At 61.2% G+C, this 23,260-nt stretch carries 20 protein-coding genes; 13 read left to right on the top strand and 7 right to left on the bottom strand.

The window, feature by feature from the left end; all coding sequences use genetic code 11:
• Positions 1–79 precede the first annotated feature (79 nt).
• Together AB4N80_RS05070 and AB4N80_RS05065 are read right to left on the bottom strand one after the other, a co-directional pair.
• Positions 80–1,030, bottom strand: coding sequence for a homoserine kinase (locus AB4N80_RS05070; protein ID WP_122567708.1), 951 nt, complete (start codon positions 1,028–1,030; stop codon positions 80–82).
• A gap of 59 nt (positions 1,031–1,089) precedes the next feature.
• On the bottom strand, positions 1,090–1,377 hold the full coding sequence (locus tag AB4N80_RS05065; protein WP_122567709.1) for a DUF2782 domain-containing protein: 288 nt from the start codon (positions 1,375–1,377) through the stop codon (positions 1,090–1,092).
• 74 nt (positions 1,378–1,451) lie between these two features.
• On the opposite strand from AB4N80_RS05065, the gene polA reads away from it, so the two are divergent.
• Complete coding sequence (gene polA, locus AB4N80_RS05060; RefSeq protein ID WP_122567710.1) at positions 1,452–4,220, top strand: DNA polymerase I; 2,769 nt, start codon at positions 1,452–1,454, stop codon at positions 4,218–4,220.
• Between the two features lie 396 nt (positions 4,221–4,616).
• Here the strand turns inward: polA and yihA are convergent, their stop codons facing one another.
• Entirely contained in the window at positions 4,617–5,258 is a 642-nt protein-coding gene (gene yihA, locus AB4N80_RS05055; RefSeq protein ID WP_122567711.1) for a ribosome biogenesis GTP-binding protein YihA/YsxC, read from the bottom strand.
• A 191-nt stretch (positions 5,259–5,449) separates the two neighbouring features.
• Here yihA and AB4N80_RS05050 point away from each other — a divergent pair, with 191 nt between their 5' ends.
• From AB4N80_RS05050 to AB4N80_RS05020, 7 genes are all read left to right on the top strand, one after another.
• Positions 5,450–5,740 carry a c-type cytochrome gene (locus AB4N80_RS05050; protein WP_003196231.1) on the top strand — a complete coding sequence of 97 codons (291 nt, stop codon included), beginning with the start codon at positions 5,450–5,452 and terminating at the stop codon, positions 5,738–5,740.
• A gap of 46 nt (positions 5,741–5,786) precedes the next feature.
• A complete protein-coding gene (locus AB4N80_RS05045) occupies positions 5,787–6,398 on the top strand; it encodes a c-type cytochrome (protein ID WP_305468984.1) in 612 nt (203 codons plus the stop codon).
• Between the two features lie 187 nt (positions 6,399–6,585).
• Positions 6,586–7,227: a thiol:disulfide interchange protein DsbA/DsbL gene (locus tag AB4N80_RS05040; RefSeq protein WP_305468986.1), complete on the top strand. Its 642-nt coding sequence runs from the start codon at positions 6,586–6,588 to the stop codon at positions 7,225–7,227.
• 15 nt (positions 7,228–7,242) lie between these two features.
• Complete coding sequence (locus AB4N80_RS05035) at positions 7,243–8,121, top strand: endonuclease/exonuclease/phosphatase family protein (RefSeq protein ID WP_122567714.1); 879 nt, start codon at positions 7,243–7,245, stop codon at positions 8,119–8,121.
• Positions 8,118–10,217, top strand: coding sequence for a GGDEF domain-containing protein (locus AB4N80_RS05030; protein ID WP_460080975.1), 2,100 nt, complete (start codon positions 8,118–8,120; stop codon positions 10,215–10,217). Before AB4N80_RS05035 ends, AB4N80_RS05030 begins: the two co-directional genes overlap by 4 nt.
• 103 nt (positions 10,218–10,320) lie before the next feature.
• Positions 10,321–11,100 (top strand): N-acetylmuramoyl-L-alanine amidase, encoded by a 780-nt coding sequence (locus AB4N80_RS05025; protein ID WP_122567716.1) that lies wholly within the window; start codon positions 10,321–10,323, stop codon positions 11,098–11,100.
• A gap of 75 nt (positions 11,101–11,175) precedes the next feature.
• On the top strand, positions 11,176–12,789 hold the full coding sequence (locus AB4N80_RS05020; protein WP_460083011.1) for an EAL domain-containing protein: 1,614 nt from the start codon (positions 11,176–11,178) through the stop codon (positions 12,787–12,789).
• Positions 12,790–12,808: 19 nt separating this feature from the next.
• Here AB4N80_RS05020 and AB4N80_RS05015 read toward each other — a convergent pair whose 3' ends face one another.
• Both AB4N80_RS05015 and algB read right to left on the bottom strand, forming a co-directional pair.
• Positions 12,809–14,599, bottom strand: a complete 1,791-nt coding sequence (locus AB4N80_RS05015; protein ID WP_460080971.1) for an ATP-binding protein — start codon at positions 14,597–14,599, stop codon at positions 12,809–12,811.
• 10 nt (positions 14,600–14,609) lie between these two features.
• Entirely contained in the window at positions 14,610–15,956 is a 1,347-nt protein-coding gene (gene algB / locus AB4N80_RS05010; RefSeq protein ID WP_460080969.1) for a sigma-54-dependent response regulator transcription factor AlgB, read from the bottom strand.
• Between the two features lie 437 nt (positions 15,957–16,393).
• Between algB and AB4N80_RS05005 the strand changes: the two genes are divergently transcribed.
• From AB4N80_RS05005 to AB4N80_RS04985, 5 genes are all read left to right on the top strand, one after another.
• Complete coding sequence (locus AB4N80_RS05005; protein WP_122567718.1) at positions 16,394–16,678, top strand: hypothetical protein; 285 nt, start codon at positions 16,394–16,396, stop codon at positions 16,676–16,678.
• 80 nt (positions 16,679–16,758) lie between these two features.
• Entirely contained in the window at positions 16,759–16,923 is a 165-nt protein-coding gene (locus tag AB4N80_RS05000; protein WP_003177151.1) for a DUF1328 domain-containing protein, read from the top strand.
• Positions 16,924–16,925: 2 nt separating this feature from the next.
• The gene (locus tag AB4N80_RS04995) at positions 16,926–17,390 is read left to right on the top strand and encodes an inhibitor of vertebrate lysozyme family protein (RefSeq protein WP_122567719.1); all 465 of its coding nucleotides are present in this window, start codon (positions 16,926–16,928) and stop codon (positions 17,388–17,390) included.
• 663 nt (positions 17,391–18,053) lie between these two features.
• Positions 18,054–19,385, top strand: a complete 1,332-nt coding sequence (gltP, locus tag AB4N80_RS04990) for a glutamate/aspartate:proton symporter GltP (RefSeq protein ID WP_122567720.1) — start codon at positions 18,054–18,056, stop codon at positions 19,383–19,385.
• A 1,053-nt stretch (positions 19,386–20,438) separates the two neighbouring features.
• Positions 20,439–21,668: a nucleoside recognition domain-containing protein gene (locus AB4N80_RS04985; protein ID WP_122567722.1), complete on the top strand. Its 1,230-nt coding sequence runs from the start codon at positions 20,439–20,441 to the stop codon at positions 21,666–21,668.
• A gap of 20 nt (positions 21,669–21,688) precedes the next feature.
• Here the strand turns inward: AB4N80_RS04985 and AB4N80_RS04980 are convergent, their stop codons facing one another.
• Together AB4N80_RS04980 and AB4N80_RS04975 are read right to left on the bottom strand one after the other, a co-directional pair.
• Positions 21,689–22,324 carry an ABC-type transport auxiliary lipoprotein family protein gene (locus tag AB4N80_RS04980; protein WP_122567723.1) on the bottom strand — a complete coding sequence of 212 codons (636 nt, stop codon included), beginning with the start codon at positions 22,322–22,324 and terminating at the stop codon, positions 21,689–21,691.
• Positions 22,321–23,259 (bottom strand): MlaD family protein, encoded by a 939-nt coding sequence (locus tag AB4N80_RS04975; RefSeq protein WP_122567724.1) that lies wholly within the window; start codon positions 23,257–23,259, stop codon positions 22,321–22,323. Before AB4N80_RS04975 ends, AB4N80_RS04980 begins: the two co-directional genes overlap by 4 nt.
• Between the last annotated feature and the right edge of the window lies 1 nt (position 23,260).

The following is a 23,260-nucleotide window of genomic DNA, read 5'->3' as shown; positions in this document are numbered from 1 at the left end:
CGCTCCCATCGCGGGCAAGCCATGCTCCCACAGAAAAATCACTTACGCCTGTGGGAGCAAGGCTTGCCCGCGATGCTGTTTAAAGGGCGAAAGGCAACAACGCATGAACCGTCTGCCGCTGCGCCAATCGCTGCTGGAACTCCATCGGATCGTGAATCAACACATCCTGCCCGGCAAACGACTCGGCGGCGATCAACCGCGACAGCCAGAACCGCACGCACGCCACGCGCAGCATGGTCGGCCATAGCTCGGCCTCGGCGGCGGTGAACGGCCGCAACGCCGCATAGGCACCCAGCAACGCTCGCGCCCTGGCACCATCGAGCACGCCGTCGTCATCCGAGCACCAGTCATTCAAGGCGATGGCGACGTCATACAGCATCGGCCCGGAGCAGGCGTTGTAGAAGTCGATCAAGCCGGTCAGGTGCGTGCCTTCGAACATCGCATTGTCGCGGAACAGATCGGCGTGGATGTTGGCGCGTGGCAGCGCCAGGATGCCAACCTTCTGCCGGGCGATTTCATCCAGCGCCGCCTCGAGCAACTGGCGCGCCTCTGCGTCGAGGTGCGAGAGCAGCTTGGCGCCCTCCTCCTGCATCCAGTCCAGGCCGCGATCGGTCTTGCGCTTGATCATGTTGTCGCGGGTCGCCAAGTGCAGATGCGCCAGCAATTCCCCGACCTGGGCGCAATGCTGGGCGTTGGCCTGTTTGATGTGCTTGCCGGCCAGGCGCGGTTGCAACAGCGCCGGTTTGCCCGCCAGTTCCCGCAGCGCGACGCCGTCGGTGGTGCGCAAGGCGTAAGGCACCGGCAGGTCGGCGTCGTGCAGCACGTCCAGCAGTTCGATGAAGAACGGCATTTCCTGCACCGGGCCGCGCTCGACCAGGGTCAGGACGAATTCGCCCTGCTCCAGGCTGATAAAGAAATTGGTGTTTTCGCTGCCAGCGGCGATCCCCTGGAAATCAAGCAGACGGCCAAGCCCGTAAGGGGCGAGAAAGGTTTCCAGCTCGGGCCGAGCCAGGGGCGTGAACACAGACATGGTTAAAACTGCCAGTACGGGCGCCCTTCAGCGGGCGCCGGTTGAAGTGCAGAGCGGTACTACCACTCAAAGATTTTCCACGAAGGGATCAGCATATCCGGCTGGTCCGAGCGGATGAAGTTTGCATCAGTGCCATCGGCGCGTACCAGGAAATAAGGCTTGCCGTTCTTGGGCGTGACCTTGATCGCGTACAAAAAGCCGTTTTGCCGATACTCCTGAATGGTTCTATCCCCTTCGGTGCGGATGGTGACGTCCGGGTCCGCCGAGGGTGCGTCGTCCGCCGCCATGACGGCCAACGGGGTGAATGCAAACAAGCCAGCCAGTAACAGGCGATTTAGTGTACGCATGATAACCTTGTCCCTTTGTCGTCAACGGTCCCGCTATTCTAGCCCCGGACCCGCCGAAAAGGTTGATCCTGCTCATGAGCCAAGCCCCCCTCGTCCTGGTGGACGGTTCTTCTTATCTGTACCGCGCCTTTCACGCGCTGCCACCGCTGACCACGTCCAAAGGCCTGCCGACCGGTGCGGTCAAGGGCGTGTTGAACATGCTCAAGAGCCTGCGCAAGCAGTATCCGGACAGTCCGTTCGCCGTGGTGTTCGACGCCAAGGGTGGGACATTTCGCGATGCGCTGTACGCCGAATACAAGGCCAACCGCCCAAGCATGCCCGACGATATGCGCGTGCAGATCGAGCCGCTGCATGCCAGCGTCAAGGCCCTGGGCTTCCCGCTGCTGTGCGTGGACAACGTCGAAGCCGATGACGTGATCGGTACCCTGGCCCGCAGCAGCGCGGCGGCCGACCGTCCGGTGGTGATCTCCACCGGCGACAAGGACATGGCGCAGTTGGTCGACGGGCACATTACCTTGGTCAATACCATGACCGGTAGCGCCCTGGACGTGGCTGGCGTGAAGGAGAAGTTTGGCGTCGCTCCAGAGCAGATCATCGATTACCTGGCGTTGATGGGCGATTCGTCCGACAACATCCCGGGCGTTCCGGGTATCGGGCCGAAGACCGCATCTGGCCTGTTGGTAGGCGTCAATGGCGGCCTGACCGAGCTGTATGCGCAACTGGACATCGTCGCCACCCTGCCCATTCGTGGCGCCAAGACCCTGGCCGCCAAGCTTGAAGAGCACAAGGAAATGGCGTTCCTTTCCTATGAGCTGGCGACGATCAAGGTCGACGTGCCGTTGGACGTCGGCCTCGATGATCTGCAAATGGGCCAACCGGATCACGAGAAGCTCGCCGAGCTGTATACCCTGCTGGAATTCAAGAGCTGGTTCGAAGAAAACCAGCGCGACGCCAAGCGTGCCGGCCAGGAGATCGTCGAAGTTGCCGAAGAACAGCCCGGCGGCGCCGAAGCCAAGTACGAGGTCATTCTCGATCAGGCGCGCTTCGAGGCGTGGCTGGCGAAACTGGACAAAGCGCCGCTGTTTGCCTTTGTCACCGAAACCAACGGCGGCGATGCCCAGCATTCGCAACTGGTGGGCTTGTCGTTCGCCGTGGCCCCTTTCGAAGCGGCCTACATTCCGCTGACCCATTCCTACATGGGCGTGCCGGAACAACTGGACCGCGACACGGTGCTCAAGGCGCTCAAGCCACTGCTGGAAAACCCGAACAAGCTCAAGGTCGGCCAGCACGCCAAGTTCGAAACCAACATTCTGGCCAACTGCGCCATTGGTGGCGACCAGGACAATGGCATTCTGGTCCAGGGCATCGCTTTCGACACCATGCTCGAATCCTATGTGCTGGACTCCACCGCGACCCGCCATGACATGGACAGCCTGGCGCTCAAGTACCTGGGCCAGAGTAAGACCGATTTCCAGGACATCGCGGGCAAAGGGGTCAAGCAACTGACCTTCGACCAGATCTCCCTGGAACTGGCCGGCCCTTACGCCGCCGAAGACGCCGACGTGACCTTCCGCCTGCACCAGGCCTTGCAGGAAAAACTGGCCGCCACGCCAAGCCTCGGCCCGGTGCTCAACGACATCGAAATGCCGCTGATGCCGGTCCTGGCGCGCATCGAGCGCCAGGGTGCGTTGGTGGATGCCAACCTGCTGGGCGTACAGAGCGTCGAGTTGGGCGAAAAACTGGTGGCGTTGGAGCGTGAGGCGTTTGCCATCGCCGGTGAGGAATTCAACCTGGGTTCGCCGAAGCAATTGGGCGTGATCCTGTACGAAAAGCTCGGTTTGCCGGTGCTCAGCAAAACCGCCAAGGGCCAGGCGTCCACTGCCGAAGCGGTGCTCGCCGAGCTGGCGGAGCAGGATTACCCGCTGCCCAAGGTGCTGATGCAGTACCGCTCCCTGAGCAAGCTCAAGAGCACTTACACCGATCGCCTGCCGGAACAGATCAACAGCCGTACCGGCCGCGTCCACACCAATTACCAGCAGGCCGTCGCCGCGACCGGGCGCCTATCGTCCATCGACCCGAACCTGCAGAACATCCCGATTCGCACGGCCGAAGGCCGACGCATCCGCCAGGCGTTCGTCGCGCCGAAAGGCTACAAGCTGCTGGCGGCGGATTATTCGCAGATCGAGCTGCGGATCATGGCGCACCTGGCCAAGGATGAAGGGCTGCTCCACGCATTTCGCAACGACCTGGACGTGCACCGGGCCACGGCCGCCGAGGTGTTCGGCGTCGAGCTGGAAGCCGTCACCCATGACCAGCGCCGCAGCGCCAAGGCGATCAACTTCGGCTTGATCTATGGCATGAGCGCGTTCGGCCTGGCCAAGCAGATCGGCGTTGATCGCAAGCAGTCCCAGGCTTACATCGACCGCTACTTCACTCGCTACCCGGGTGTGCTGGCGTACATGGAACGCACCCGCGCCCAGGCGGCCGAGCAAGGGTTTGTCGAAACCATTTTCGGTCGCCGGTTGTACCTGCCGGACATCAACGCGAAAAACCCGGCCCTGCGCAAAGGCGCCGAGCGCACCGCCATCAACGCGCCGATGCAGGGCACGGCGGCCGACATCATCAAGAAAGCCATGGTCGCCGTGGACCGTTGGCTGACGACGTCCGGGCTGGATGCGAAGGTCATCCTGCAGGTCCACGACGAACTGGTGCTGGAAGTGCGTGAAGACCTGGTCGACCAGGTGCGCGAGGAAATCCGCCAGCACATGAGCACCGCCGCCACGCTGGACGTGCCGCTGTTGGTGGAAGTGGGCGTGGGCAATAACTGGGACGAGGCGCACTGAGTTGTAACAGAGAAATTGAACGGACTCTGTGGCGAGGGGATTTATCCCCGCTGGGCTGCGCAGCAGCCCTAAGACCTTTCACTTCAGTGTGTCAGCTGATTGCATTCAGCTTTTTTGAGGGGCTGCTGCGCAGCCCAGCGGGGATAAATCCCCCTCGCCACATCGAATCACCCGATTTAGTTCGGAAAATTCCTAAGGTTATTTCCAAAAATAATCTGAACTAAACCCGTGAATCGCCACTCAGAGATTCTGAATGGCTGGTGAAGCCCTTCAATGCTCCTATGTTGTGTTAAGTGTTGGCAGATATCTGGACCCCGCCCTAGCGGTCCGGAACTTGGACCCCGAACTTCCCCCTCCCCATAAGAAGTCCGGGGTTTTTTTTGCCTGCGATTTGGCTTATTCGGCCTCGTCGCTGCCCTTGTCCGCCAATTCCATCCAGTCGGCCAGCACTGTGTAGGCTTCTTCCAGGCCCATGCGCTTGGGCGCCGAGAACAGCTGGATAGTGATCGCGTCGCCCCAGCCCTTGCGAATGTCCGACTGCACTTTGAGCAAGGTATTTTTCGCCGCGCCGTAGGTGAGCTTGTCGGCCTTGGTCAACAGGATGTGCATCGGCATGCCGCTGGCGACCGCCCAATCGAGCATCAACAGGTCGAAGTCGGTCATCGGATGGCGAATGTCCATCATCAGGATCAGGCCTTTCAAACTCTCGCGGCTGCCCAGGTACGCTTCCAGGTGGCGCTGCCAGTGTTGCTTGAGCGGGATCGGGACCTTGGCATAACCGTAGCCGGGCAGGTCGACCAAACGCCGTTCATCGTCTAGCTTGAAGAAGTTCAAGAGCTGCGTGCGACCCGGGGTTTTCGAGGTGCGTGCCAGGCTCGCATGGGTCAAGGTGTTCAGCGCGCTGGATTTGCCGGCGTTGGAACGCCCGGCAAACGCCACTTCGAAGCCTTCGTCGTCTGGGCATTGATCGACTTTGGCGGCGCTGAGCATGAAGGTGGACTGTTGGCACAGGCCAAGGATGGGGTTCTTCAGTTGCATGGGATTTCCGATGTGGGCGGCGTCGGGAATGGACGCGGCAAGCTGTGTCGTTTCCGTTTCAGTGACGCCAGTATATAATGCCGCAGATTTTGTGTGCGCTTTGTCCCAGCGTAGGATGAAGTTCACGGGAGCGACCGACCGAAATTGCGCATTAGAACGCAGCTCGTTCCCAACCCTGAAAAGGTCGTTTTATGACGAAATGGCTGCTAGCTGCCGGTGTCTTGATGCCGCTTTACAGCGCTCAGGCTACACAGGATCCGGAAGCTGTGTACAACCGTGTTTGTGGTGCCTGTCATTCCGGCCAACTCCCCATGGCGCCCCGCAAGGGCGATCAGGAAGCTTGGACGCCGAGGTTGGCGAAAGGTATGGAGACGCTGGTGCAACACGTGACCCAGGGTTTCAAGGCGATGCCGCCGCGTGGTTTGTGCATGGACTGCAGTGCCGAGGATTACCGAGCCATCATCCAGTGGATGAGCGAGTAAACCCGGTCCATAACTCTTTAACCCTTAGCCGTAGTTGGATTAGCTGATGAACAAACTGATCGTGAGTCTGCTGTTGACCTTGGGGATATCCGGCGTAGCCCACGCCGCTGGCGATGCTACTGCCGGTCAGGCGAAAGCTGCCGTATGCGGGGCCTGCCACGGCCCGGATGGCAATAGCATGGCGCCCAACTTTCCGAAACTGGCGGGTCAGGGCGAGCGTTACCTGGTCAAGCAGTTGAAGGAAATCAAGGACGGCAAGCGTGTCGTGCTGGAAATGACCGGCCTGCTGAATAACCTGAACGATCAAGACCTGGCGGACATCGCGGCCTATTTCGCCAGCCAGAAGGGCAGCGTCGGCGCCGCTGATCCGAAGCTCGTGGCACGCGGTGAAGCGCTGTTCCGTGGCGGCGACCTGGCCAAGGGCCTGCCAGCCTGCACCGGTTGCCACTCCCCGGATGGCAAAGGCAACGCGGCTGCCGGTTTCCCTCACCTGGGCGGTCAGCATGCCCAGTACATCACCAAGCAACTGACCGATTTCCGCAAGGAAGAAGGCGGTCGTGCCAATGACGGCGATGCGATGACCATGCGCACCATCGCTCGCAAGCTGAGCGACGAAGACATCGCGGCAGTCTCCAGCTACATCCAGGGTCTGCACTAAGGCCGTTGCAAGGGGATACACCTCTTGCAACGTTAACGCTCGATTAATCTGTCGATGCGAGCATCAAAAGGGTGGCTTTGGCCGCCCTTTTTTGTGGCCGCTGCCGTTACACTAGAGAACTTGCACCCGCCACGGTCTGTCTTAGAAGCAGGTCTTGCGAGGCCCCCTCATTGTCCAGGAGTAAAGCATGCGTAATCTGATCATCAGCGCCGCGCTCGTCGCCGCCAGCCTGTTCGGCATGACTGCCCAAGCGGCTGAAAAGCCCGCCGCACCCTATGTCGAATTGACCAACCCCGTTCCTGTAGCGGCGCCTGGCAAGATCGAAGTCGTGGAACTGTTCTGGTACGGTTGCCCGCACTGCTACGCTTTTGAACCGGTCATCAATCCATGGGTCGAGAAGCTGCCGTCGGACGTTAACTTCGTCCGCATCCCTGCCATGTTCGGCGGCCCATGGGACGCCCACGGCCAAATGTTCCTGACCCTCGAAGCCATGGGCGTCGAGCACAAGGTTCACGCGGCGGTTTTCAACGCGATCCAGAAAGAAGGCAAGAAGCTAGTCAAGAAAGAAGACATGGCGGAATTCCTCGCGACCCAGGGCGTTGATAAGGACAAGTTCCTCGCTACCTTCGACTCCTTTGCCATCCAGGGCCAGATCAAGAAAGCCCGTGAGCTGGCGAAGAAATACGAAATCACCGGCGTACCGACCATGATCGTCAACGGCAAATACCGCTTTGACATCGGTTCTGCCGGTGGTGCCGAACAAGCGCTGCAACTGGCCGACCAATTGATCGCCAAAGAGCGAGCGGCCACCAAGGCTGCCGCCAACTAAGCGCGGCCCACGCCCATGGCCCGCTGGAGTACCGAACGCATCGTTGGCCTGCATGAACCACGGGTCAACGAGCATCATGTCGCGTCCACGGGCCTGCCTGGCGACAGCCGCTTGCGGCTGCTCAGCTTCAATATCCAGGTGGGCATCAGCACCGAACGCTACCGGCATTACCTCACCCGCGGCTGGCAACATTTGCTGCCGCACACCGGGCGTGCCGGTAACTTGCAGAAGATCGGCGACCTGCTCAAGGACTTCGACCTGGTAGCCCTGCAAGAGGCCGACGGCGGGAGCTTGCGGTCAGGCTACGTCAATCAGGTGGAACACCTGGCCCAATTGGGCGCCTTCCCCTACTGGTACCAGCAACTCAATCGCAACCTCGGCCGTCTCGGCCAGCACAGCAATGGTGTGTTGAGTCGCTTGCGCCCGTGGGCGATCGAAGATCATCCGCTGCCGGGCCCCAAAGGGCGCGGGGCGATCCTTGCGCGTTTCGGCGAAGGTCCGGAGGCGTTGGTTGTGGTCATGATGCACCTGGCGCTCGGGGCGCGTACCCGGACGATGCAACTGGCGTACATTCGCGAGCTGATCGGTGGCTACAAGCATCAGATACTGATGGGCGACATGAACACCCACGCCACCGACCTGCTGCAGACCTCGCCCCTGCGCGATCTCGGCTTGCTCGCACCACAACTGGAAGCGACATTCCCCAGCTGGCGCCCCCAGCGCTGCCTGGACCATATCCTGTTGAGCCCGACCCTGACCCTCGAGCGCGTCGAGGTGTTGGCCCAACCCATTTCCGATCACCTGCCGGTCGCGGTAGAAATTCGTTTGCCGGGTTCGCTCACGGCCGATGCATTCCCCGTGCTGAGTACTGCCCCTCGCGGATCCGATGAATGAGCGACGACGCCGAACGCTGGAGAGAGAAGTACCTCAAGAGTATCGAACAGCAGGAAAAGCTTGAGCGCCGCTGGGATGCTCGGCTGGACTTGCTGCGTCGTGGCCTGGTGCGCAGCACCCTGGCCGCCGAGGGCACTGACCGGGCAGTCGACCAATGCATGAAAGAGATGCGCGAAGTGGTGCGCACCGATGACATGGACGCCGGTCTCGCCGCCCTGCTGCCGCGCCTGGAGAAAGCCGTACTCGATTCCGAGCAGCGCCGCGAAACCCGGATCGAGCAGATGAGCACCGCTTTGACGGCCCTGGTTGCCCAGTTGCAGAGCCTGCCACTGCCGAAGGAAGTCAGCCGGCCCCTGAAGAAATTTTCCAAGCAGTTGGAAGAGCGGGTTGGCCAGGCCCGGGAGATTCCACTGCTGCTCAGCGAATTGAGCGGCTTGCAAGGCAAGGCACTGAGTGCCCTGGACACCCCTGTCGAACCGAGTCGCCCCGGATTGCTGCAACGGTTGTTTGGTGGCCAAGGCCATGAGGACGCGACGCCCCAGCCCCACGCGCCTGCCCAGGCCAGCGTGGCACCTCCGGCAGACACGGCCCTGCCAGTTGTCGTAGCCGTTGAGCCGGCAACTGACGTAGCATCCGTCGCACCAGCACCAGCACCAGCACCAGCACCAGCACCAGCACCAGCACCAGCACCAGCACCGTCGGTAGCGGAGCAAGCATCCACGTTGGAGGCAACGCCCGAACCGGTCGATTTGGTTACGCCGCAGACCGAACCCGCACCGACGCCCGTCTCGGTACCTGTAGCCGAAGTGGCTCCGCCGATCAGCGAGCCGGACGAAGCCGCCGAGCCTGCCCCATTGCAGGCGGTGGCCGCCGACGACCTCCCGGTAGCGGCACCCGTCCTGGAAAATCCCGACGAGCTGAGGTCCGATGAGGTGCCACAGGCCCTCCCCGACCCCTCGCCGCCTCCAGCAGAAGCCGAGCCAGGCGAGCCCCTGGCCGCCGCCGATGTGGCCGACGCCCAATACGCCCTGCCCGACTCGCCGGAACCGTCCTACAGCTCGGTCGCCAAGCACATCGAAGACACTTTGCTGGGCCTGTTGGGCGACCTGACCTTGCCCGAGCGTCATCGGCCACAAGCCGAAGCCATGCGTGAACGGCTGCGAAATGGCTTGAACTGGTACGAATTGCTACCGATCCTCGATGATCTGGCGGTGCTGATGCTGGCCATCACCGACACCGGCCAGCATGAATTCGAAGCGTACCTGCAACGCCTCAATGATCGTCTCGAGTCCTTCCAGAGCAGCCTGCAGGCCGCCAGTGAAGACCACGCCGACAACTTGTCGGCCTCTCGGGAAATGGACACCCAGATTCGCGAACAGGTGGACGGCCTGCAAAGCAGCGTGCAACAAGCCGATGACCTGGAAGGCCTCAAGCAGGTGCTGGAGAACCACCTCGAAGGCTTGCTCGGGACGATGGACCAACACCGCCAGCAACGGGATCAACGCGAACAGGAAGTCTCGATGCGCCTGAAAAGCCTGGCCGATCGTGTCGCGCTGATGGAGCAGGACGCCCAGGTCGTGCGGGAAAATCTCGAGGAGCAGCGGCAAAAAGCGCTGGTCGATCCGCTCACCGGGTTGCCCAACCGCGCCGCCTGGTCCGAGCGCCTGGAGCATGAAATCGTCCAGTGGCAGCAGCACGGCAACAGCTTGCTGTTGGCCATGCTCGATCTTGATCATTTCAAGCGTATCAATGACAACTACGGCCATCTGGCCGGTGATCGGGTGTTGAAACTGATCGCTTCGGTCCTGCGCAAACGCCTGCGTGGCGGCGATTTCATTGCGCGCTTTGGTGGCGAGGAGTTTGTCTTGCTGGTGCCGGATACCCCCCTGGCGGCTGGCGCCAAGCTGGCCGAGGCGCTGCGTGTGGCCATCGAAGCCTGCCCGTTTCACTTCAAGGGCGAGCCGGTCACGGTGACGGTATCGGTGGGCATGACGGCCTTCAAGCCGGGCGAACACAGCGATTCGGTGCTGAAAAGAGCCGATCAGGCGCTCTACCGGGCAAAAAATGCCGGGCGCAACCGCGTGGAGCTGGGCTGAGGGCTAATTGTTCCAATTTGTTTAATATCGTCCTGTGCAACGGATCATCGCGGGGCGATACGTTACACTGTTGCATTACTTCCAGCGCGTAATGCCTTCCGCCATGAAATTCTTTTCGCTCATCACTGCCCTATTTATCCTGGCCGGCTGTACCAGCGGCCCGCGGCTCGACACCAGTCACCCTTCCGTCAACCACGACAACCGCATCCAATTCGTGGTGGTGCATTACACCTCTGCGTCCCTGGAGCGTTCACTGGCCCTGCTGACCCATGGCGAAGTCAGTGCCCATTACCTGATTGGCGACGATAAAGACGCGACCATCTACAAATTGGTGGACGAAGGTCGCCGCGCCTGGCACGCCGGGGAAAGTGAATGGGAAGGCCGGACCTGGCTCAATTCCAGTTCCATCGGCATCGAAATCGTCAATCCGGGTTTCGTCGACACGCCCACCGGGCGCCTCTGGTATCCCTACAGCGAAGCCCAGGTCCAGGCCTTGACCGTTTTGCTCAAGGACATCATCCAGCGCAACGGGATCAACCCACGCAGCATCATCGGCCACAGCGACATCGCGCCCCTGCGCAAGCTCGATCCGGGGCCGCTGTTCCCTTGGAAGCGCCTGGCGCAAGCGGGCTTGGGGGTGTGGCCGGATGAACAGGCCGTCGCACGCCAGCAGGTTTTCTTCGCAACACAGCTACCGCCTGCCAGTTGGTTCCAGGCCGAGCTGGCCCGTCTGGGCTACCCGACGCCCCAGACCGGCGAGTGGGACGTGGCCACACACCATGTGCTGGCCGCCTTCCAGATGCACTACCGGCCGACCCGCTTCGATGGCACACCGGACGCGCAAAGCGCGGCGATTTTGCAGGTGCTCAACCAGACAAAATAATGACGCCCGTCCGACGAATCGGACCAAACCCAAATCAGAAGCTATAACTCATTGGTAACTTTCGGATTACCGATGATGACGGCTGCCCGCGAAACCCTACAGAGCTGGCTACATCGCCCCCTGTTCCTGGCGATGATGGCGGCTGCCCTGAGTACCGTCCTGCTGCTGGCGGGCAGTCTGTTCGTGGTCGTGCAGCAGATCCAGCAACGTGAAAGCGATCAGATGAATGCCCAGGGCGAGCGCTTTCTGCTGCGGCTGGAGCAGCTCTTCGGGCAATTGCGTGAAAGTCTCGACGACCTGCAAAACCAGCCGTTGCGCGGCTGCGACGATGACATGATCGCGACCTTGCGAGAGGTCAGCTTCAATTACCGTTTCGTTTATGAAGCGGTGTATATCGATGGCGGTGGCGTCTGTTCCAATCGTCCGCGCCAGAGCAGGTTATCGGTGACCCGCCCGCCCGATCTGCGGGGTCCGACCTACAGCTATTGGCTCAATACCACCACTGAACCCAACGAAGACCGCGCGGCGTTAATGCTGGGCCGTGGCAACTTCCGAGTGGCCACCTCCCGTGGGCATTTGGCCGACGTGGTCGACCTGCCCCCGGGTAGCAGCTTGCTGGTGGTCCTGGATCACGGCAAGCGCGCCATTCCCGTGTTGGGCACTCAACAACACTGGCCGCCCGCAGAGCCTTGGCCACCGAAAAGCCGGAATGCTTTGCAGGTGACGCAGACCCGGCTGATCTACCGGATGCCCACCGACAGCCCGGAATACCAGCTGGTGCTGATCGCCCAACGCAAAGGTTTCAAGGTCCCGAACAGTGCCTGGTGGATGCTGCCCATCAGCTTGGTGCTGGGCCTGGGCATTGGTTTCCAGGTGTTTCTGCTCGCCCGCCACCGCCAGTCCATGGATGCTGAACTGCACGGGGCCATCAGGCGTGGCGAATTGCAGGTGCTTTACCAGCCGATTTTCGACTTGGACAGCCGCAACTGCGTCGGCGCCGAAGCCTTGCTGCGCTGGCGACGACCGGACGGCACCCTGACCAGCCCGGACTTGTTTATCCCGATGGCCGAGAACACCGGTCAGATCCGTCAGATCACCGATTTCGTGCTGCAGCGGCTGTTTGATCAATTGGGTCAGGTGTTACGGGCCAATCCGCAGCTGTATATCTCGGTGAACCTGGCGGCCTGCGATGTGATGGTGCCGCGTATTGGTGAAGTGATCGCGCGCCTGCTGGCGTTGCATCGGGTCTCGGCGCACCAGATCGCCTTCGAAGTGACCGAGCGTGGGCTGATCGATGTGTTGGTCGCCCGGGATAATCTGCAATCGTTGCGCGACGTTGGGCATCAGGTGCTGATCGACGATTTTGGCACCGGTTATTGCAGCCTGGCCTACCTGCAAACCTTGCCAGTGGACTGCCTGAAAATCGACAAGGCCTTCATTGATGCCCTGGGCCATGATGCCGCCAGCAGCGGCGTGGCGCCGCATATCATTCGCATGGCCCACGCCCTGCAACTCAAAGTCATCGCCGAGGGTATCGAGCATGAGACGCAGGCCTCTTATTTGAGCAGCGAAGGGGTGAAGTTTGGCCAGGGCTGGTTGTTCGCCCACGCCCTCAGTGCGGTGCAGCTCATCGAACTGATTACCCGTGGCCGACGCCTGCGCGGACGTCGTCTCGATGATGAAGCCTGAGTTTGCTCAAAGGATGCGCTCAGACCGTCAGTGCCATATAGAACTGCGTGCCCTGCCCCGGCCTTGAATAAACGCCCATGCGTCCACCGTGGAGCTGGACGATCTCCTTGCACAGCGCCAAGCCGAGGCCGGCGCCCCCTTTCTTGCGTCCGACCTGGACGAAAGGCTCGAAGATCCGTCCCTGCTGGCCGTAGGCAATGCCTTCACCGTTGTCTTCGACGCTGATGATCACCCGCTCGCCATGGCGCCGGGCCTGCAGGCGAATCTGGCCGTTCTCGCCGGTGTGACGCATGGCGTTGTCGATCAGGTTATCGAGCACGCGATCCAGTTGCGCCGCGTCGGCATGCAGCCGCGGCAGCGGGCCCTGGATTGCCACGAGCAGCTCGATACCCTGGGCTTGGGCCTGCTCGGCGAACCGCAGCCGGGCCTCTTCCAACAGGTCGTCGATGGAACAAGGCGCCAGGGTCAGCTTTTGCAGGCCGTTCTGATAGCGAGAAAAATTCAGCAGGTCATTGATCAGTTGCATCAGCCGCTGCATTTCTTCGGTGACGGTGTTGAGCAGGTCCGCCTCGCGCGACTCCGGTGGGAAGTGCAGGCGCTCCTGCAACAGGCCGAACGCCATGTGCATGCCCGTCACCGGCGTGCGCAGCTCATGGGAAGCACGCAGGACGAACTCGCTGCGAACCCGTTCGAAGGCGCGCTGTTCGGTCACGTCATGCAGCACCATGACCGCGCCGAGGATGTGGCCCTGGGTATGGCTGACCGGCGTGAGGCTGTAGGTCAGCACTCGTGACTCGCCATCGACCTCGATGCTCAGGTCTTCCGGCGCACGCTCCAGGGTTCCACCCCGCAGTACCAGGTGCAATTCTTCATCCAGTTCCAGGCGTCCCAGCGCCTCGCCCAGCCCTTGGCCCAGCCGCGCCTCATCCCAGCCCAATTGGCGCTGGGCCACTGGGTTGAGGTGCTCCAGCTGGCCTTGGCGATCGATCATCAGCAAGCCGTCGTCGATGCTGTCGAGCACCGCTTGCAAGCGCTGCTGGCCGGCGAGCAACTCATCGACATTGGTGGCCTGGTGTTCGCGCAGAGCCTGGGCCATGACCCCGAAACGACGGGTCAGCAGATTCAGCTCGGCGGCGGAAGAAATGGGCAGCGTGACCTCGAAATTGCCCTGGCCAATGTCATCCGCCGCTGCCGCCAGCGCCTCGATCGGCGCGCCGAAACGCCGGGCAAGGCCGTGGGCCGTGACAAAGCCGATGATCAGCACCGCCAACCCCACCAGACCCAGCAGCCCGGAAATCCACACCGCGCGTTCACGGGCGCGGTCCTGGGTTTCACTGATGTTGGTCAGGGCCTCGCGATAACCCTTGATCAGCCCATTGCGCAGCACGTTGAATTTTTCCGTGAGTTCCTTGATGCCCGTGATCTGGCTCGGCTGTTGGCGAGACGCGGTGAAGGCCTCGAGAAATTCAACGTAGTCGGCCTTGGCCCGGCTGAAGCTGACGGCCGCATCGCCCAGCTTCCTTTCGTGGGCAATCCCCTCGTCGATCAACGCCAGGTATTGCTGCTTGGAGGCCTCCAGCGCAGCCAGGTCGGGCTTGTCGTCAAGCATGATCATCAACTGATCGCCGAGGGTCTGGCGCAGCTTGAGGCCCAGGTCCAGCAGGATGAAGTTGTCGCGTACCGATTGTTCCTGGGTACTGGCCATTTGCATGACGCTGACCAAGCCAAGTACCAGCCCCAGCAAGGCCACGGTGATCAGGGCCGAAATGCTGAGAAACAGTCGTGTGCGCAGCTTCATCGCCAGTTTCATAAGGTGTCGCTCACAGGTTGTACTGCTTGCGTTTGCGATACAGCGTGGAAGCATCGATACCCAGGGTCTTGGCCGCCTGGTCGAGGGTGTCGGCCGTGGCCAGCACCGCGCCGATGTGGGCTTTTTCCAATTCGTCGAGGCTTAACGCGGCACCGATGCGCGGTGCATTGTTGACTGGCTGCTCGGCCATGCCCAGGTGGCTGATTTCGACTTTTTCCTGTGGGCAAATGATGCTGGCGCGCTCGACCACGTTGCGCAGTTCGCGGATGTTGCCGGGCCATCGGTAGCCAAGCAGCGCTTCGCGCGCCTCGTCGCTGAAGCCTCGGGCCGGGCGTGCGTATTCCTTGACGAAGCGGGCCAGGAAGCGGTCCGCCAGGGTCAGGATGTCTTCGACGCGCTCACGCAACGGCGGCAGGTGCAGGGTGATGACATTCAGGCGATACAGCAGGTCTTCGCGAAAACGCCCGTCGCGCACCATGTCTTCAAGGTTGAGGTTGGTCGCGGCGAGAATCCGCACGTCGGCGCGGCGGGTGACCGGGTCCCCTACCCGCTCATATTCCTTGTCCTGGATAAATCGCAGTAACTTGGGTTGCAACGTCAAGGGAAAATCGCCTATCTCGTCGAGAAACAGCGTGCCGCCGTCGGCCTGGTTGACCCGTCCCAGGGTGCTTTCGCTGGCGCCCGTGAAGGCCCCACGGCTGTGGCCGAACAATTCGCTTTCCATCAATTCGGCGGTCAGCGACGGGCAATTGATGGTGACGCAGGATTTTTTCGCGCGCTTGCTCCAGCCATGGATCGCCCGGGCCAACTCGCCTTTACCGGTACCGGACTCGCCGAGGATCAGGATGTTGGCGTCGGTGCTGGCAACCTGGCGCGCGGTCTCCAGCACGACTTTCATCGCCGGGCTGTGGGAGTCCAGACCGTCCTTGGGTTTGCGCACTTCCCCTTCCAGGGCTTCGAGCCTGGCCGACAGCTGGCGCACTTCCAATTGCTTGGCGGTGGCCAGGCGCAGTTGATCCGGGCTGCAAGGCTTGACCAGGTAATCGGCGGCGCCGGCCTGGATTGCATCGACCGCGGTGTCGACGGCCGAGTGGGCGGTGACGATCACCACCCGCATCCAGGGCGCCTGGATGCGCATTTGTGCCAGCACATCCAAGCCGTTGTCTTCCCCCAGGCGCAGGTCGAGAAAACACAGGTCGAACACCTGGCGTTGCAGCAGTGTGTCGGCCTGGGCGGCGCTGTTGGCGGTGGCGACGGTATAGCCTTCGTCTTCCAGGCAGTAACGGAACGTACGCAGGATGGCGGACTCATCGTCTACCAGCAGAATGCGGCCTTGGTGCTCAGTGGCGGATTCCATTTTTCCTACGCTCCTTAATGAATGATGTTGGTTAGTGTCAGAAAAATCGGGCAAGTTGCATGGTCGATTCTGAGGGGATATTACCCACCGAACTTGCCCCTGTGGACGTCTGACTCCTAAAAGACTGATTTGAGTTCCTTTTTTTGTGATTTGGACGGGTCGGACGGTTCGTATCGCTGATTCCGACGGCTGCTTCTGACAGGAAACGCCAAAACAACCTTACGCCTTTTTCCTTCCATTCGTGCAATACGCACGACGTGCGTGCGGACCATCGTGCAGGATGCGTTCTCCATGTCTCTTATCTATTTATTAACTGTTTGATTTTAAAAGAGTTTATCGCTTAAAAAATCCTGGCACGCCGGCTGCAATGCTCTGGACAACGTGGCGTAAGAGCGCCTCAACCAGATCACCACACCCGGGTGGGGAGGAATTTCAGGATGAATCGTCAATGTGCCGCCCAGTTTCGACTCTCTTCCTTGAACATCCAGCAGGGCTTGTGGGCTGCCCTGGCATTGTTGGTCACGCTCGTGATTGGCCAGCAATGGTTGCTCTGGCACGAACGTCAACAGCCAGAAGCGCCCCAGGTGACGATTCACCGTGCCCCACAAACCCATTTCAGCGCCGTCAGCGTCGCCGAGGCTTCCGCTTCCATGCGCATGATGGAGGTCGATCAGGCTCAGCCAGTGACCGACATGCCGCGTGAAGAACGTTGGGTGTTTTAACCCGATGTACCGGTCGTCCACTGCGCCGGAACCATCACTGCAAGACCCTCACTAAATAGAAAAGCGTAAGGAGAATCACCATGTTGAGCTGGGCAATTACCTTCCTGATCATTGCCATCATCGCCGCCGTACTGGGCTTCGGTGGTATCGCAGGCACCGCCACGGGCATCGCCAAGATTCTCTTTGTCGTGTTCCTGGTGATGTTCATTGCTTCCTTCTTCTTTGGCCGCCGTGGCCGAGGCTGACCATGAGCGTTTCCTTAAAAGGACTGGCCGCCGCCCTGTTGCTGGGCGGCAGTGCCATGGCAATGGCTGCCAATGACGGACAGATGCGCGTCAACCAGTTGCTGGAGGCGGACCCGCAATACCGCGAGACTTGGCAGCACGTCGTCAAAAAAGAAGAGCGCCTGCCCGAATGGGTGATGAACCTGTCAGGCGATTCGGAACAAATGAATGCTGTCGAGGAAGACGGCGACAAGTACCTGGTGGGACCGCTGTGTGAAACCCAGGCCACGTGTCGCAGCAAGCGTCTGATCGTCGCCTTCAGTTTCGACAAGGACGAGGCCTATGCCATGTTGGTGGAGGTCCCTGCCGGACTGCCGGCCGACAAATCGCCGACCCGTCATGCCGACTACCGTTTCCTCGGTAATCCCGATGAAGGTATGCAGAAACTGTTAATGGAACAACTCAAGAAAGATCCGAACTGGTATTGATTCTGAAAATGGGAAAAGCAGCCCTGCTTTTCTCTGCTGCACAGCCCGAGGAGGGCCGGTGCATGACCAGGGGGCCGGGACGTTCTGACGGATATGCGTCGGAGTGACCTACGGGCACAAGGGGTGCCTGCGAAAGGGCCGGGTCAGGTAAAAGCTGTGACGCAAGTTCGCAAAGCCCTCACGGCTTGCGAACTTGCGTAGAGCTTCGTGTCGCAAGCGACCCCGCGATGCGGCATTTTGTCTCCTCCCGCCAATTTTTTACCCTTTCTCTGACCGTATATCGGAGAATACCGAGACGATTTCTCTCGTGAATCGCGTCTCGATGCGTCGCCGTTTCAACGGCTCCCCAACCTCGGCTGAGAAAGCCCAGAGACGCTGAAATGGCCGGTTCACGGCACTTATGCCTGCAAAAATGTCGCCTTCGAACCGCCTGTGAGGTGGGTTTTGTTTGGAAAATCTCATGCCGATTCGGCATGGGGTAGGCGTTTACGGCATTAGACGAGCCCCCCTGGCATCGCAATAGTTGCGCCTTTTTTCGCCTGCCAGTCAGCCGCTAGCGCGCTCGGGGTGACCTTATACGGGGGCAGAGGCAATGCAGAGTTCGTCGTCATCGACGGACCGTTCACGCCACTGCCCGAGTCCAACTGAAGTAAGGGTAACGATATGAAGAAGGCACGACTAAGCCTCGCCTGGCAGATCCTCATCGGTCTGGTGCTGGGGATTGCATTGGGCGCGCTGCTCAACCATTTCAGTGCCGAGAAGGCCTGGTGGATCAGCAACGTACTGCAACCGGCGGGCGACATCTTTATCCGCCTGATCAAGATGATCGTGATCCCGATCGTGATTTCCTCGCTGATCGTCGGCATTGCCGGGGTCGGTGACGCCAAGAAACTCGGGCGTATCGGCCTCAAGACCATCCTTTACTTCGAAATCGTCACCACCATCGCCATCGTCGTCGGCCTGCTGCTGGCCAACTTCTTCCAGCCGGGCAGCGGCATCGACATGAGCACCCTGGGCACGGTGGACATTTCCAAGTACCAGGCCACGGCCGCGGAAGTCCAGCATGAACATGCGTTCATCCAGACCATCCTCAACTTGATCCCGTCGAACATCTTCGCCGCCGTCGCCCGTGGCGAGATGCTGCCGATCATTTTCTTCTCCGTCTTGTTCGGCCTGGGCCTGTCCAGCCTGCAATCGGACCTGCGCGAACCGCTGGTGAAAATGTTCCAGGGCGTGTCGGAAAGCATGTTCAAAGTCACCCACATGATCATGCAATACGCGCCGATCGGTGTGTTCGCCCTGATCGCGGTGACGGTCGCCAACTTCGGCTTCGCCTCCCTTCTGCCTCTGGCGAAACTGGTGATCCTGGTTTACGTCGCCATCGCCTTCTTCGCTTTCGTGGTGCTGGGCCTGATCGCCCGCCTGTTCGGCTTCTCGGTGCTCAAGCTGATGCGCATCTTCAAGGATGAGTTGGTGCTGGCCTACTCCACCGCCAGTTCCGAAACCGTGCTGCCGCGGGTGATCGAGAAGATGGAAGCCTACGGCGCGCCGAAAGCCATCTGCAGCTTCGTGGTGCCCACCGGCTACTCGTTCAACCTCGACGGTTCGACCCTGTACCAGAGCATCGCGGCGATTTTCATCGCCCAGCTGTATGGCATCGACTTGTCCATCAGCCAGCAGTTGCTACTGGTGCTGACCCTGATGGTCACCTCCAAAGGCATCGCTGGCGTACCGGGCGTGTCGTTCGTGGTGCTGCTGGCCACCTTGGGCAGCGTGGGCATTCCGCTGGAAGGCCTGGCCTTCATCGCCGGTGTCGACCGCATCATGGACATGGCCCGTACCGCGCTGAATGTCATCGGCAACGCCCTGGCCGTGTTGGTCATCGCCCGTTGGGAAGGCATGTACGACGATGCCAAGGGCCAGCGCTACTGGAACTCTCTGCCGCACTGGCGCAGCAAGGAGCCGCTGCCGGCGGGGGAAACTTCCAGCCGTTGATCCATTGGGGGGAGTTCGGGCCAGCAACAAAGTGCCTGAACAACCCCGGTCATTGTGGGAGCTGAGCTTGCTCGCGATAGCGCCAGATCCGTCAGCATTGATGTTGGCTGACCCACCGCTATCGCGAGCAAGCTCGGCTCCCACAGGAATTTTTGCCAGGCGCGAAGCCTCTGAACGCCCCGGTCATTGTGGGAGCGAGCTTGCTCGCGATAGCGCCAGATCCGTCAGCATTGATGTTGGCTGACCCACCGCTATCGCGAGCAAGCTCGGCTCCCACAGGAATTTTTGCCAGGCGCAAAGCCTCTGAACGCCCCGGTCATTGTGGGAGCGAGCTTGCTCGCGATAGCGCCAGATCCGTCAGCATTGATGTTGGCTGACCCACCGCTATCGCGAGCAAGCTCGGCTCCCACAGGAATTTTTGCCAGGCGCAAAGCCTCTGAACGACCCGGTCATTGTGGGAGCGAGCTTGCTCGCGATAGCGCCAGATCCGTCAGCATTGATGTTGGCTGACCCACCGCTATCGCGAGCAAGCTCGGCTCCCACAGGAATTTTTGCCAGGCGCAAAGCCTCTGAACGCCCCGGTCATTGTGGGAGCGAGCTTGCTCGCGATAGCGCCAGATCCGTCAGCATTGATGTTGGCTGACCCACCGCTATCGCGAGCAAGCTCGGCTCCCACAGGAATTTTTGCCAGGCGCAAAGCCTCTGAACGACCCGGTCATTGTGGGAGCGAGCTTGCTCGCGATAGCGCCAGATCCGTCAGCATTGATGTTGGCTGACCCACCGCTATCGCGAGCAAGCTCGGCTCCCACAGGAATTTTTGCCAGGCGCAAAGCCTCTGAACGACCCGGTCATTGTGGGAGCGAGCTTGCTCGCGATAGCGCCAGATCCGTCAGCATTGATGTTGGCTGACCCACCGTCATCGCGAGCAAGCTCGGCTCCCACAGGGTGTTCGTCGATCATCTGCGCAGTGCCAAGCAAACCCCGGGAAATCCGGGGTTTGTCGTTTCTGCCAGCCCCGCTATCATTCGCGGCATCTTCCGGGGGATTTAACCGATGCTCAATGGCCTGTGGCTTGGCTTCTTTATCGTGGCAGCCGTGTCGGCGCTGGCACAGTGGCTGATCGGCGGCAACGCCGGGATTTTCGCGGCCATGGTGGAAAGCATCTTCGCCATGGCCAAGCTGTCAGTGGAGGTGATGGTCCTGCTGTTCGGCACCTTGACCCTGTGGCTGGGCTTTCTGCGCATCGCCGAAAAGGCCGGCATCGTCGACTGGCTGGCCAAGGCCCTCGGCCCGCTGTTCCTGCGCTTGATGCCGGAAGTGCCCGCCGGCCACCCGGCCATTGGCCTGATCACCCTCAACTTCGCTGCCAACGGCCTGGGCCTGGACAACGCGGCCACCCCCATCGGGCTCAAGGCCATGCGCGCCCTGCAAGACCTCAACCCCAGCCCGACCATTGCCAGTAATGCGCAGATCCTGTTTCTGGTACTCAACGCCTCGTCGCTGACGCTGCTGCCGGTGACCATCTTCATGTACCGCGCCCAGCAAGGCGCGCCGGACCCAACCCTGGTGTTCCTGCCGATCCTGCTCGCCACCAGCGCCTCGACCCTGATGGGGCTGCTGTCCGTGGCGTTCATGCAGCGTCTGCGGCTGTGGGACCCGGTGGTGCTGGCTTACCTGATTCCGGGCGCGCTGGTGCTGGGCGGTTTCATGGCACTGTTGGCGACGCTCTCGGCCACGGCGCTGGCGGGGCTTTCATCGGTCCTCGGCAACCTGACGCTGTTTGGCCTGATCATGCTGTTCCTGGTGGTGGGGGCACTGCGCAAGGTCAAGGTGTATGAAGCCTTTGTCGAAGGCGCGAAAGAAGGGTTCGACGTGGCCAAGAGCCTGTTGCCGTACCTGGTAGCGATGCTCTGCGCCGTCGGCGTGCTGCGGGCTTCGGGGGCGCTGGATTTCGGCCTGGACGGTATCCGTCATCTGGTGCAGTGGGCCGGCCTGGACACCCGTTTCGTCGATGCCTTGCCGACCGCCATGGTCAAGCCATTCTCCGGCAGCGCCGCCCGGGCCATGCTGATCGAGACCATGAAGACTTCCGGCGTGGACAGCTTCCCGGCCCTGGTGGCGGCGACCATTCAGGGCAGCACCGAGACCACGTTCTACGTGCTGGCGGTCTATTTCGGTGCCGTGGGTATCCAGCGGGCGCGCCATGCCGTGGGCTGCGCGTTGCTGGCGGAGTTGGCGGGGGTCGTGGCGGCGATTGGTGTTTGCTACTGGTTCTTTGGCTGACCTGATTCTCCCCGCGGCCCCTAGGGTTGGGTCGGCGTTGCGAAACGCTGGCCTTGCTCCAATGTCCAGGCCACCACTTCGGCCGTCAGCCGGTCACCGGCCCGGCCAAAACCGTCCACAACCGCCGGCACTTTCACATCGCTCAACGGCTGGCGCACTTCAAAACGGCGACTGGCCAGGATGCGTTGGTCGAACCCGCGCACCAACAGTGCGTCCAGGCGAATCACCACGCTGGCCGCTGTGCCCTGGTATTCGGTCTGGAACGCCTGCAGTTGTCCGCCCAGTTCCAGGTCCGCTTGCAGGTTGCTGTCGGCGACGCTCAACAGCCTGACGCGCCCGTCCTGGGCAAAACCATCGAGCAGGCGGTTGCGCAACAGCACCGGGGCTGGGTCGCTCCAGCGCGAGGCGGCGTAACTGCTGAACAGATTGCCCTGGGGAATCACCGCTATTTTCGGGCTGTTGAGCACCTCGCTGGTCTGGGGGCTGGCCAGTCGCAGCGACCAGCTCACCGGCGTGCCCGCAGATATCGGGGCCTGGGTGGCCGGCAAGCGATACACATCCGAAGGTTCGGCCTTGGGCAAAATCGAGCAACCACCTGCCAGGGCAAATCCTGCCAGCAAGAGAAGAGGGCGGATAAACCGGTTGGACGGCTTCATGGCGTGAACTCCTTGTCCTTGTCATTGCCCAGCAAATAGCCGCTGGGGTTGGCATCCAGGCGCCGGGAGATCCCCCGCAAGGCACTCAGGGTTTCGCGCAGCTCACGCACGGCTGGCGCCAGGGCATTGAGGCCTTGCATGCCGTTATTCAACGAATCGCGGTTGTCGCTCAACAGTTTGTCGAGGGTCGCGGTGCTGCGAGCCAGGGACTGCATGGCCTGGCCGGCGTTGCCGAACGCCTGTTTGCCCTGGTCGTTGAGCAAACCATTGGCGTTGCGCATCAACGCCGTGGTCTGTTCCAGCGCGGCGCTGGCCTGTTTGCCGATGGACGCCAGTTGCTGCATGGCCTGGCGAATATCGCCGCGCTGCTCGGCAATGACCCCAGTGGTTTGCTCCAGATGCTCAAGCGTCTTGCCCAGGCTTTGGACGTTGTCCGAGGAAAACACCTCATTGGCGTTGTGCAGCAACAGGTTGATGCTGGTCATCAAGTCATCGCTGTTGTTGAGCAGGCGGGCGATGGGCGAGGGTGCGGCGATGATCACCGGCGGTTCACCGTCGTGCCCTGTCAGCGCCGGGCTCTGGGGCGTGCCGCCACTGAGCTGGATAATCGAGGTGCCGGTGATGCCGGTCAATGCCAGCTTGGCCTGGGTGTCTTGCTTGACCGGTGTTTCCCCGCTCAAGCGCACCTGTGCCAACACCCGGCGCGGGTCGTTCGGGTCCAGGCGCAGATTGACGACGTCGCCGACCTTGATCCCGCTGTACTCCACCGAGCTGCCCCGGGACAGCCCGCTGACCGCCTCGTTGAACACCACTTCGTAATACTTGAATTCACTGTCCACGTTGGACTTGGCCAGCCACAGGCCAAACAGCAGGGCGCCGGCCACCACAATGACGGTGAACAGGCCGATCAACACATGATGGGCTCGGGTTTCCATG

The sequence above is a fragment of the Pseudomonas sp. H3_A02 genome (assembly GCF_054671965.1).
This window is presented reverse-complemented; position numbering and strand designations above follow the sequence as displayed.

Bases quoted from the DNA above. Each gene is read 5' to 3' on its own strand.
- AB4N80_RS05070 (WP_122567708.1), bottom strand. From the start codon at position 1,030: ATGTCTGTGTTCACGCCCCTGGCTCGGCCCGAGCTGGAAACCTTTCTC.
- AB4N80_RS05065 (WP_122567709.1), bottom strand. From the start codon at position 1,377: ATGCGTACACTAAATCGCCTGTTACTGGCTGGCTTGTTTGCATTCACC.
- polA (WP_122567710.1), top strand. From the start codon at position 1,452: ATGAGCCAAGCCCCCCTCGTCCTGGTGGACGGTTCTTCTTATCTGTAC.
- yihA (WP_122567711.1), bottom strand. From the start codon at position 5,258: ATGCAACTGAAGAACCCCATCCTTGGCCTGTGCCAACAGTCCACCTTC.
- AB4N80_RS05050 (WP_003196231.1), top strand. From the start codon at position 5,450: ATGACGAAATGGCTGCTAGCTGCCGGTGTCTTGATGCCGCTTTACAGC.
- AB4N80_RS05045 (WP_305468984.1), top strand. From the start codon at position 5,787: ATGAACAAACTGATCGTGAGTCTGCTGTTGACCTTGGGGATATCCGGC.
- AB4N80_RS05040 (WP_305468986.1), top strand. From the start codon at position 6,586: ATGCGTAATCTGATCATCAGCGCCGCGCTCGTCGCCGCCAGCCTGTTC.
- AB4N80_RS05035 (WP_122567714.1), top strand. From the start codon at position 7,243: ATGGCCCGCTGGAGTACCGAACGCATCGTTGGCCTGCATGAACCACGG.
- AB4N80_RS05030 (WP_460080975.1), top strand. From the start codon at position 8,118: ATGAGCGACGACGCCGAACGCTGGAGAGAGAAGTACCTCAAGAGTATC.
- AB4N80_RS05025 (WP_122567716.1), top strand. From the start codon at position 10,321: ATGAAATTCTTTTCGCTCATCACTGCCCTATTTATCCTGGCCGGCTGT.
- AB4N80_RS05020 (WP_460083011.1), top strand. From the start codon at position 11,176: ATGACGGCTGCCCGCGAAACCCTACAGAGCTGGCTACATCGCCCCCTG.
- AB4N80_RS05015 (WP_460080971.1), bottom strand. From the start codon at position 14,599: ATGAAACTGGCGATGAAGCTGCGCACACGACTGTTTCTCAGCATTTCG.
- algB (WP_460080969.1), bottom strand. From the start codon at position 15,956: ATGGAATCCGCCACTGAGCACCAAGGCCGCATTCTGCTGGTAGACGAT.
- AB4N80_RS05005 (WP_122567718.1), top strand. From the start codon at position 16,394: ATGAATCGTCAATGTGCCGCCCAGTTTCGACTCTCTTCCTTGAACATC.
- AB4N80_RS05000 (WP_003177151.1), top strand. From the start codon at position 16,759: ATGTTGAGCTGGGCAATTACCTTCCTGATCATTGCCATCATCGCCGCC.
- AB4N80_RS04995 (WP_122567719.1), top strand. From the start codon at position 16,926: ATGAGCGTTTCCTTAAAAGGACTGGCCGCCGCCCTGTTGCTGGGCGGC.
- gltP (WP_122567720.1), top strand. From the start codon at position 18,054: ATGAAGAAGGCACGACTAAGCCTCGCCTGGCAGATCCTCATCGGTCTG.
- AB4N80_RS04985 (WP_122567722.1), top strand. From the start codon at position 20,439: ATGCTCAATGGCCTGTGGCTTGGCTTCTTTATCGTGGCAGCCGTGTCG.
- AB4N80_RS04980 (WP_122567723.1), bottom strand. From the start codon at position 22,324: ATGAAGCCGTCCAACCGGTTTATCCGCCCTCTTCTCTTGCTGGCAGGA.
- AB4N80_RS04975 (WP_122567724.1), bottom strand. From the start codon at position 23,259: ATGGAAACCCGAGCCCATCATGTGTTGATCGGCCTGTTCACCGTCATT.